The organism is Caulobacter sp. GW821-FHT05F04, from assembly GCF_059419665.1.
The window spans coordinates 64,122-73,020 of sequence record NZ_JBWKSF010000001.1; the positions used below are offsets into that span (position 1 = coordinate 64,122).

Here is an 8,899-nt window from a genome sequence, read left to right on the forward strand (position 1 = left end):
TCGAATGGGGTGTCTGCGTGCGGGCTGCGGGAACTATCCCCTGTGCGCCCGGCCGCGACGAAGCGCGGCCCCTAGAGCGCCCAGGGGCTGATAAGCCGAAGCGAAAGCAGTGCGCGCGCGACGTTCATGGCGGACTTTCTACACATCGCCCTGGAATCGAGCAAGCAATTTGCGCCAGCCGCGCGATCCGTCGCCGCTGGCGCAAGTTTATTCCAGGTCTAGATTAATTTGGGCGCGTAACGATCGGGAAGTCGGTCGGGAACGCGTCAAACCATCCCGTCATCCGCCCCATCGCCGCGCGATCGCCCTCGAGCTTGACCTGCCCGGTGAGGATCTTCGGAACCAGCGACTTGCCCGTGAACAGCGACTCCAAAAACACCGGCCGCGCCACGGTCAGAGTGGCGTCAGCCTTCTCGCCCTCCCCATTTTCGCTTTTGGGAGACGGCTGGGCGACCAGCACGCCATTGCGCACCTCGACCAGGAACCGCTCGTTCCGATCAGGGAACACGAAGATGATCCGCAGGCGCCCGTCCTTGGCCTTGTCGGGGTTCAGGCGCACCGACAGCACGTCGAAGATCATCGCGCTGTCCAGGGCCGCCAGCATGCCCAGCGGAGTCATCGAGGCCGGCAGCTTGCGCACCCCGCCCCGCAGCTCGTCGGAGCCGGTCAGGTAGATGTTCCGCCACAGGCTGTTCTCGGTCTGGTAGCCCATCTGGTCGTAGGCCGAGGCCAGCAGGGTTTTGGCCTCCTTGTCGCCGTCGTCGGCCATCACCGCGTGGTTCAGCAAGGTGGCGGCCCAGGCGTAATCGCCCTTCCCCGCCGCCTCCTTGGCCATCGCCTTGACCTTGGTCGCCCCGCCCATGGCGGCGACGTAGCGCTTGCCCGCGTCGGCCGGCGGCGCGGGCTCCAGGTGGGCCGGGTTGGCGTCGTACCAGCCCATGTAGCGCTGATAGACCGCGCGGCTGTTGAAGCTCATCGAGCCGTAGTAGCCGCGATTGAACCAGTCCTTGGCCAGGGCCGGCGGCAGCTGGATCCTGGCGGCGATCTCGTCCCCGGTCAGGCCCAGGTTCATCATCCGCACCGTCTGGTCGTGCAGATATTTGTAGGCGTCGCGGTGATCGGCCAGGAAATCCCTGACCGCCGTCCCGCCGAAGCGCGGCCAGCCGTGGCTGGTGATCATGGTGTCGGAGACATCGCCGAACAGGCGGATGGACTCGGTCAGGTCGTCGGCCCAGGCCTTGCTGTCGCGGACCAGCGCGCCGCGCGGCGTGAGGATATTGTGCATGGTGACATTGGCGTTCTCGGCCATGTCCAGGATGCGCAGGTCCGGGAAATAGAGGTTCATCTCGGCCGGCGCCTCGGTGCCGGGCGTGTACTGGAAGCGGATCTTCACGCCGTCGAGCGTCAATTCCTGGCCCGTATGGTCTATGCTGATGGTCGGCGGGATCAGGGTGATCGAGCCCTTGGCGATGGTCTGGCCGATGCCCGAAGTGATCTGCCCCTCGACGCCAGGCGGCAGCATGATGCCGAACTGGTACTGGGCCCGACGGCCCATGGCGTTGCCGGCCAGGATGTTCTCGGCGGCGACCTCCTTCATGAAGCCCTCGGGGGCGACGATCGCCACCTTGCCGGCCTTGACGTCGGCCTCGTCCACAACCCCGCGCACGCCGCCGAAGTGGTCGCTGTGGCTGTGGGTGTAGATCACCGCCTTGACCGGCAGGACGCCCAGCTTGTCGTTGACCAGCTCCAGGGCGGCCTGGGCCGTTTCCTTCATGGTCAGCGGGTCGATGACGATCCAGCCGCTGTCGCCGCGCACGAAGGTGATGTTGGAGATGTCGAAGCCGCGCACCTGGTAGACGCGGTCGCTGACCTTGAAGAGCCCGTGCTTGGACAGCAGTTGCGCCTGTCGCCACAGGCTGGGATTCACGGTCGCCGGCGGTTCGCCCTTCAGGAAATCATAGGCCGCCAGGTTCCAGGCGGCTTGGCCATCGGCGCGCTTGATCAAAGGATCCGCGCGCGTGCCCAGGAAGCCCTGGTCGGCGAAGGCGAAGTCCTGATTGTCGGCCATCGGCAAGGTCGCGGCGAAGGCCTTCTGCCTGTCGGCCGTGATCGCGGTGGCCAGATCCCCTGCCCTCGCCGCGCCCGCGACTATCACCAGAACCGCGACACCGGCCGCCAGAATCTCCCTACGCATCCCGCCCTCCATGTTTTGAAACTTTATAGTTTCATTATACATAGCATCCATGAGCGGAGTCGCGAAAGTCCCCCCGACCAAGGCCCCTGTCCCCAGAGGTCGCCCAGGTCAGCCCAAGCCCCGGGTCGACAAGGCCGCGCGCGGTCTCGCGGTGCTGGAGGCCGCCGTCGAGGTGTTCTCCGAAAAGGGCCTGCAGGTCGCCACCATGCAGGACGTCGCCGACCGCATGGGCGTGGCCAAGATCCTGATCTATCGGCTCTATCCCTCGCGCCAGAGCCTGATCGACGCGCTGTTCGGCGAGATGCTGGTCCGGATCAAGGCCGACGCCGGCCGGCCCTGGGGCGGCTACGGTTCCAGCATCGCGCGCCTGGTCGAGATGTCGCGCGCCAATCCGAAGCTGGCCTTGCTGCTGCTCCGAGACGCCCGAGGCGCGCCCGAGGCGGCTGTCTGGCGAGAGGCCCTGGAAATCCTGCTGACCAAGCTGATCGAACCGTTCGTCGCGCCGCCGGAAGACGCCTCGGACGCCCAGCGCGCGACCTGCAGACACGCGGCCCGCACCTTCATGCCGTTCGTGATCGAAGCCTGGGCGGCCGGGGTCGAAGAGACCGACGGCATGGACGACACCACCCGCACGCGCTGGTTCGGCGAGATTGTCCGCGCCTGGCGCGAAGCGACCTACGCGGCGGCGGGGCTTACGACTCCGCCTCTTCCGCCGCTTCACGCTTCTTGAGCCAGGCGCGGCTGACCAGGCCCATGGCCAGCCAGATGACGACGGCCAGGGCGATCATGACGATATGCTGCTTGCCGCCGCCCCTCATGGCCTGGACGATCGAATTGCCGGCGAAGGCGGTCAGGGCGATCTTCGGCACGATGCCGATAGCGGTGCCAGCGGCGAAGTCGCGTAGCTTCATCGGCGTCACGCCCGCGGCCATGTTGACGATGATGAACGGCGCCGAGGGCACCAGGCGCACGATCAGGCTGGCCGTGAAGCCGTTCTTGCCGATCATCCGCATGAACTTGTTGACGCCCTCGCCCGCGAAGTCGCGCAGGATCCGCGCGCCGTAGGCCCGGCCCAGCCAGAAGCCGACCAGGGACGAGACCAGAGTGCCGATCCAGCTATAGGCGAAACCGGTCCACGGCCCGAAGGCGACCACCGCCGCGGCGATCAGCACGAACTGCGGCACGCCCAGGAAGGCCATGACCGCGAAAGCCGCCACGGCCATCGGCAGGGCCCACGGACCGCTGGCCGCGCCCAGCCAGTGCTCGACCGCCGTCTCGCCATTGACGCCTAGCATCTGCGCGCCGAACAGGAAAACGACGCCGACTCCGCCGAACAGCACGAACGAGACCGCCACCGTGCGCCAGGCGCGGGCGTCCATATTGGTCAAGAAGTCGATGATGCGGCGGATCACGGCCCCTCCTCGCCCAGGCGCCGGCCAGGGTCAAGCGGCGCCGCGGCAAACGACAGCGGACACCTGCTGGAGAAAGAGGCGCTTTTCCGGCGGGCGCCGCGAAACGCGATCCGGGGACACATGATTCGCCCGTTACGACATTTCGGTTGCACGGGCTTCACATGACAGCGTTACTTATCCACAGGCCGCAAGGACGGAAAACCTTGGCCCTGTAAGGAGTTTTATCGTGAAGACCCTGGCTGTGATCTCGCGCAAGGGCGGCGCCGGCAAGACGACCTTGGCGGTGAACCTGGCCATTACCGCCCATCTGGCGGGACTGAAGATCATGCTGGCCGACATCGACCCGCAGCGGTCGGCGTCGGACTCCCTGCGCGCCCGCACCGGCGACGGCCCGCTGCTGGCCGAGATCAACGCCGGCAAGCTGTTCTCGACCCAGACCCAGGCGCAGCACGGCGACTTCGACGCCCTGGTCATCGACACCCCCGCCTCCCCGGAAGCCGACGTGTTGCAGGCGATCAACAGCGCCGACCTGTGCGTGCTGGTCTGCCGCCCGACCTTCCTGGATATCGCCTCGGTGGCGCGTTCGGCCGAGTCGGTCCGTCGCCTGGGCAAGAAGGGCGTCATCGTTCTCAGCCAGGCCCCCTCGCGCCGCAACGGCGTGGAGCCGCCGGCCGTGATCAAGGCCGCCGAGGCCCTGCGCTTCACCGGTATGCCGCTGGCCCCGGTCGGCCTGCGCGCCCGCGCCGTCTTTCAGCAGTCGGTCGCCCACGGCCGCTCGGTTTGCGAATGGGAGCCCGGCTCGGCCGCCGCCGAGGAGATCAACCGGCTATGGGATCTGATCGCCCCCCTGTTGCTGGGCGACCACGTCAAGACCCTCGCCGCGAACCAGGCCTGACGCTTTCCGAGCCTTCACCAGAATGTCGCCTAACCGCGTTGCGCCGCGGCGAACGGGCGCGTAAAGACCCCCGCAATCCTGAAACGGTCCCGTTTGGCGGACCAGTAAGCACAGGGGAGTCCTGCATCATGTCGCTCGAGTCCGCCGCACTGCGGCGCATCGCACCGTCGGCCACCATCGCCATCAGCGCCAAGGCGCGCGCGCTGAAAGCCGCTGGTCGTGACGTGATCGCCCTTTCCGCGGGCGAACCCGACTTCGACACGCCGGACAATATCAAGAACGCCGCGATCGAGGCGATCAAGGCCGGCAAGACCAAATACACCGACCCTGACGGCATGCCCGAGCTGAAGGCCGCCATCTGCGCGAAGTTCAAGCGCGAGAACGGTTTGGACTACAAGCCGAGCCAGGTCCACGTCGCCCCGGGCGGCAAGCCGGTGATCTACAACGCCCTGGTCGCCACCCTGAACCCCGGCGACGAAGTCATCATCCCCGCGCCCTACTGGGTGTCTTACCCCGACATGGTCCTCCTGGCTGGCGGCACGCCGGTGCCGGTCGAGACCACCGCCGAGAGCGGCTTCAAGCTCACGCCGCAAGCCCTGGAAGCGGCGATCACCCCGAAGACCAAGTGGCTGATCATCAACAGCCCGTCGAACCCCTCGGGCGGCGCCTATGCCCGCGCCGAGCTGCAGGCCATCGCCGACGTCCTGCTGCGCCACCCGCAGGTCTGGGTGCTGACCGACGACATGTACGAGCACCTGGTGTTCGACGATTTCGAATTCACCACCATCGCCCAGGTCGAGCCCAGGCTCTATGATCGCACCCTGACGATGAACGGCGTCTCGAAGGGCTATTCGATGACCGGCTGGCGCATCGGCTACGCCGCGGGTCCCGAAGCGCTGATCAAGGCCATGGGCAAGATGATCAGCCAGACGACCTCGAACCCCTGCTCGATCTCGCAGTGGGCCGCGCTCGAGGCGCTGAACGGCACGCAGGACTTCATCAAGCCGAACGCCAAGCTGTTCCAGGAGCGCCGCGACCTGGTGGTGTCGATGCTGAACCAGGCCACTGGCCTGCAGTGCCCGACCCCGGAAGGCGCCTTCTACGTCTATCCGTCGTGCGCCGGCCTGATCGGCAAGACCGCGCCGTCGGGCAAGGTCATCGCGACCGACGAGGACTTCGCCGGCGAGTTGCTGGAAGCCGAGGGCGTGGCGGTCGTGCACGGCGCGGCCTTCGGCCTGTCGCCGTTCTTCCGCATCAGCTACGCGACCAGCAACGAGATCCTGGAAGACGCCTGCGCGCGCATCCAGCGCTTCTGCGCCAGCGTGAAGTAAACAGCGCTACGGCGTTGAAACGATGAAGGGGACCGGTTCGCGCCGGTCCCCTTCTTCTTTTTAGCCATCGATCCAGTCGGTCAGGCCTTCGCGGGCGTGAACTTCCCGCAGCGCCGGCCGCTGGCGGATCGTGTCGAGATAGCGCTTCAGGTTCGGCCATTCAGTCGCCGGCTTGGGCATGTTGCGCGTCCAGCGGCACAGGATCGTCGCCAGCAGATCCACGGTCGTGAAGTGGCCGCCGACCAGATAGTCGCGGTCGGCCAGGCGGGCGTCCAGCCGCGCCAGACCCGCCTCGATCCGTTCACGGGCGGCCGCCTGGACGGCCGCCTGCGCCTCGCCACTGGCGGGCTCATGCGGATAAAACCAGGCCCGGAAGTGCGGCTGGAAGCTGTTGGCCAGCCACAGGGTCCAGCTCAGATACTCGGCCCGAGCGGCAGATCCTGGCGGCGGGGCGAAGCCAGCCTCCGGGTGACGCTCGGCCAGCAGGGTCGCGATGCCAGCCATCTGGGTGATCGGCGCGCCATCGACGATCAGGGTCGGCACGACGCCGTCAGGATTGAGCGCCAGATATTCGGGCGTCTTGTGCTCGGCCTTGTCGAAATCGAGCAGCTTGGCCTCGAACGGAACGCCCAACTCCAGCAGCAGCCAGTGGATGGCCGTGCCGGCCGTGCTGGGTGAACCATAGAACGTGTACATCAAACCCTCTCCGCTGATGCGGCGGATAGGCGGATGCTTCCGGGGTCCGGTCAAGCAAAAGACCTCCGCCCTTTTCAGGCGAAGGCCTTGGAGTTCACCGAGTGTCTAGTCCTTGGGCTTTTCGCGCCACTTGGACTTGGCGTCGTCCTTGGTCACGCTCAGGTGGAGCTTGTCGTCATTGATATATTCAACCCAGTCCAGCGGGATCATGTGGTGCTTGAAGCCGGCGCCCAGATCCAGCTTGGCCAGCTCGATCTCCCCGCCGACGATGTGATCGACGCGACCGACATGGCCGCCGTCCGAGCCCACGACTTCCTGGTGCTCCTTGATTTGCGAGAGGTCGATCATGTGTCGTCTCCAAGATTGAGCGAGACCGTCACGGGTCCCTCGCGACATCAAACGGCCACGCCCGTGGTTAAGTTTCAGCTTGCCATGCACGCACGGATTGTTCTTGATACGTTCTGAAGAATTCGAGGGACGACGTATGAGCCTCCGCGCCCTTCTCGCCAGCGCCCTGCTCCTGGTCGCCGGCCCAGGCTTGTCTTCCGCTAGGGCGGATCCCGCGATCGGCAAGCGGGTCGACGCCATTTTCGCCGACGATGCGGTGACCCTGACCGAGGCGGGCAGGACCGTGCTGGTCTACCGAACCAAGCCGCTCGATCCCGCCGCCGAGCCGGGCCGCTCAAACTATGTCGGCGTGCTCTACGCGCCGGACGGAACGGCCTTGACCGAGGACAGACCCGGCGACCACCCGCACCAGCGCGGTATCTGGTGGGCCTGGATGAAGGTCCAGACCGACGGCAAGACCGTCGCCGACGGCTGGCACATGAAGGGCCTCAGCTACTTCGTCCGCTCCAAGACGTTCCTGGGCGACGCCGAGGGCGGCGGGACCCTGACGGTCGAGGTCGACTGGATGGTCAATTCCGGACCGGAGCTGGCCTATGTCGCCCGTGAGACCACCAAGGTCACCGTGCGTCCCCTGAAGAGCGGCGCGCGACGGGTGGAATTCGACACCACGATCACCTCGCGCGTCGACGCCCTGGGCCTGGGCGGCAGCGAGGACGACCGCGGCTTCGGCGGCTTCTCGATCCGGCTGGTCGATCCCGAGCACCTGACCTTCGCCTCTGGGGGCAAGACGATCACCCCGAATGGCGCGGCGATCACCGCCGGCGGCAACATGGGCTTCGCCTGGACCGGGGACGCCGCGCCCGCCTGGGCGGTGGGCCTGGCCTGCAAGGCCAATGGTCAGGCGGTCACGCGCTGGATGCTGTATAGCGACCGCTCGATGCAGAACTGCGTCTTCCCCGGCCGCGCGCCGCTGGTCCTCAAGAAGGATGAGGCGTTGCATCTTCAGGAAACCTTGGTCATTCGTCCCATCCCCAAGAAGAAGTCCCCGTAAGCCCGCAAGAAAGCCTGGAGAAATGGCCGACATCGTCAATCTGAACCAGGCCCGCAAGGCCAAGGCTAAGGCCGATGACAAGGCCCGGGCGTCCGAGAACCGCGCCAAGTTCGGCCGCACCAAGGCCGAGAAAACCCTGGACGCGGCGCGCGCCGACAAGCTTAAGCGCGACCTCGACGGCGCCAAGCGCGAGGATTGAGGCCAATGGACGTCATATGGCTGGCTTGAAGAAACGCTCGGTGAACCTGGCCGGCCACGCGACCTCGCTGGCTCTGGAGCCGGAGTTCTGGGCGGTGCTGGAGCGCGCGGCGACCGATGAGGCGGTGAGCCTGGCCGGTCTGGTCCAGAGGATCGACCTGGAGCGCGGGGAGCGGCCGCTGGCCTCGGCCTGTCGGGTGTTCGCGCTGGCGCGGGCGACTGAGACTAGCGCGACAGGCTAGCGTGCGCTTCGGGCGTCACCGCTGGACGACGCTGTGTTGGGATCGGCGTTGGCTGCGGGTTCGGCGCTTGGCGCAGTGTTCTCGACAGCACCGGCAGGCTCTGGCGCCAGTCGGCCCGATCACCGGCCATCACACCCAGCGTCCACGCGCCCCAGACCGCCGCGCCGAGCACGGCCACGACCAGCAAGGCCGCCCAGAGGCCGCCGCCCTCGCGCCGACCATGATGACCGCCGTTATGAGCAAGCGTCTTGGCCATCGATCAGCCCGGCGCCTTGGGCGCTTCCGGAAGCCTCGGCGCATCCGGCAACTTGGGCGCCGAGGCCGAGATGTTCACGTCGACCTTCTTGTTCTGCGTGAAGCCGCCGGACATCATGAAGAAGGCGAGCACCGCGACAATGACCACCAGGCCGCCCACGATGAACGCCAAGCCCATGTTGCCGCCGCCGCCGCTGGTTTCTTCGGCCATGAGAGTCTCCGTGCCTGTTCGGCTTTGTTCGTGATGGCGGATCAACGGTACGCGAGCTCCGAAGTT

Annotated in this window: 13 protein-coding genes; 6 read left to right on the top strand and 7 right to left on the bottom strand. The window is 66.7% G+C overall.

Features of this window, described 5'->3' with window-relative positions; all coding sequences use genetic code 11:
- Positions 1-71: 71 nt before the first annotated feature.
- The gene (locus tag AC07R7_RS00395; RefSeq protein ID WP_199170726.1) at positions 72-128 is read right to left on the bottom strand and encodes a hypothetical protein; all 57 of its coding nucleotides are present in this window, start codon (positions 126-128) and stop codon (positions 72-74) included.
- 95 nt (positions 129-223) lie between these two features.
- Positions 224-2,194, bottom strand: a complete 1,971-nt coding sequence (locus AC07R7_RS00400; protein WP_494633554.1) for an alkyl/aryl-sulfatase — start codon at positions 2,192-2,194, stop codon at positions 224-226.
- Positions 2,195-2,243: 49 nt separating this feature from the next.
- Between AC07R7_RS00400 and AC07R7_RS00405 the strand changes: the two genes are divergently transcribed.
- Positions 2,244-2,924 carry a TetR/AcrR family transcriptional regulator gene (locus tag AC07R7_RS00405; RefSeq protein ID WP_494633556.1) on the top strand — a complete coding sequence of 227 codons (681 nt, stop codon included), beginning with the start codon at positions 2,244-2,246 and terminating at the stop codon, positions 2,922-2,924.
- On the opposite strand, the gene AC07R7_RS00410 is transcribed toward AC07R7_RS00405, so the two are convergent.
- Positions 2,887-3,606 (bottom strand): TVP38/TMEM64 family protein, encoded by a 720-nt coding sequence (locus tag AC07R7_RS00410; RefSeq protein WP_492841149.1) that lies wholly within the window; start codon positions 3,604-3,606, stop codon positions 2,887-2,889. The two genes, AC07R7_RS00405 and AC07R7_RS00410, sit on opposite strands and share 38 nt — an antisense overlap.
- 226 nt (positions 3,607-3,832) lie before the next feature.
- Between AC07R7_RS00410 and AC07R7_RS00415 the strand changes: the two genes are divergently transcribed.
- A complete protein-coding gene (locus tag AC07R7_RS00415) occupies positions 3,833-4,501 on the top strand; it encodes an AAA family ATPase (RefSeq protein WP_492883798.1) in 669 nt (222 codons plus the stop codon).
- Between the two features lie 128 nt (positions 4,502-4,629).
- Positions 4,630-5,832, top strand: coding sequence for a pyridoxal phosphate-dependent aminotransferase (locus AC07R7_RS00420; protein WP_494633559.1), 1,203 nt, complete (start codon positions 4,630-4,632; stop codon positions 5,830-5,832).
- A gap of 60 nt (positions 5,833-5,892) precedes the next feature.
- On the opposite strand, the gene AC07R7_RS00425 is transcribed toward AC07R7_RS00420, so the two are convergent.
- Both AC07R7_RS00425 and AC07R7_RS00430 read right to left on the bottom strand, forming a co-directional pair.
- Positions 5,893-6,531 (bottom strand): glutathione S-transferase family protein, encoded by a 639-nt coding sequence (locus tag AC07R7_RS00425; protein ID WP_494633560.1) that lies wholly within the window; start codon positions 6,529-6,531, stop codon positions 5,893-5,895.
- Positions 6,532-6,633: 102 nt separating this feature from the next.
- Complete coding sequence (locus AC07R7_RS00430; protein ID WP_492841155.1) at positions 6,634-6,876, bottom strand: DUF2171 domain-containing protein; 243 nt, start codon at positions 6,874-6,876, stop codon at positions 6,634-6,636.
- 136 nt (positions 6,877-7,012) lie between these two features.
- Here AC07R7_RS00430 and AC07R7_RS00435 point away from each other — a divergent pair, with 136 nt between their 5' ends.
- From AC07R7_RS00435 to AC07R7_RS00445, 3 genes are read left to right on the top strand one after another with little or no spacing between them, the layout of a single operon-like run.
- Entirely contained in the window at positions 7,013-7,927 is a 915-nt protein-coding gene (locus AC07R7_RS00435; RefSeq protein ID WP_494633562.1) for a DUF6807 family protein, read from the top strand.
- A gap of 22 nt (positions 7,928-7,949) precedes the next feature.
- Complete coding sequence (locus AC07R7_RS00440; RefSeq protein ID WP_492101026.1) at positions 7,950-8,126, top strand: DUF4169 family protein; 177 nt, start codon at positions 7,950-7,952, stop codon at positions 8,124-8,126.
- A gap of 16 nt (positions 8,127-8,142) precedes the next feature.
- Entirely contained in the window at positions 8,143-8,367 is a 225-nt protein-coding gene (locus AC07R7_RS00445; RefSeq protein WP_492883790.1) for a ribbon-helix-helix domain-containing protein, read from the top strand.
- On the opposite strand, the gene AC07R7_RS00450 is transcribed toward AC07R7_RS00445, so the two are convergent.
- A complete protein-coding gene (locus tag AC07R7_RS00450; protein ID WP_492883788.1) occupies positions 8,351-8,623 on the bottom strand; it encodes a hypothetical protein in 273 nt (90 codons plus the stop codon). The two genes, AC07R7_RS00445 and AC07R7_RS00450, sit on opposite strands and share 17 nt — an antisense overlap.
- Before the next feature lie 3 nt (positions 8,624-8,626).
- Positions 8,627-8,833, bottom strand: a complete 207-nt coding sequence (locus AC07R7_RS00455; RefSeq protein WP_494633563.1) for a hypothetical protein — start codon at positions 8,831-8,833, stop codon at positions 8,627-8,629.
- Between the last annotated feature and the right edge of the window lie 66 nt (positions 8,834-8,899).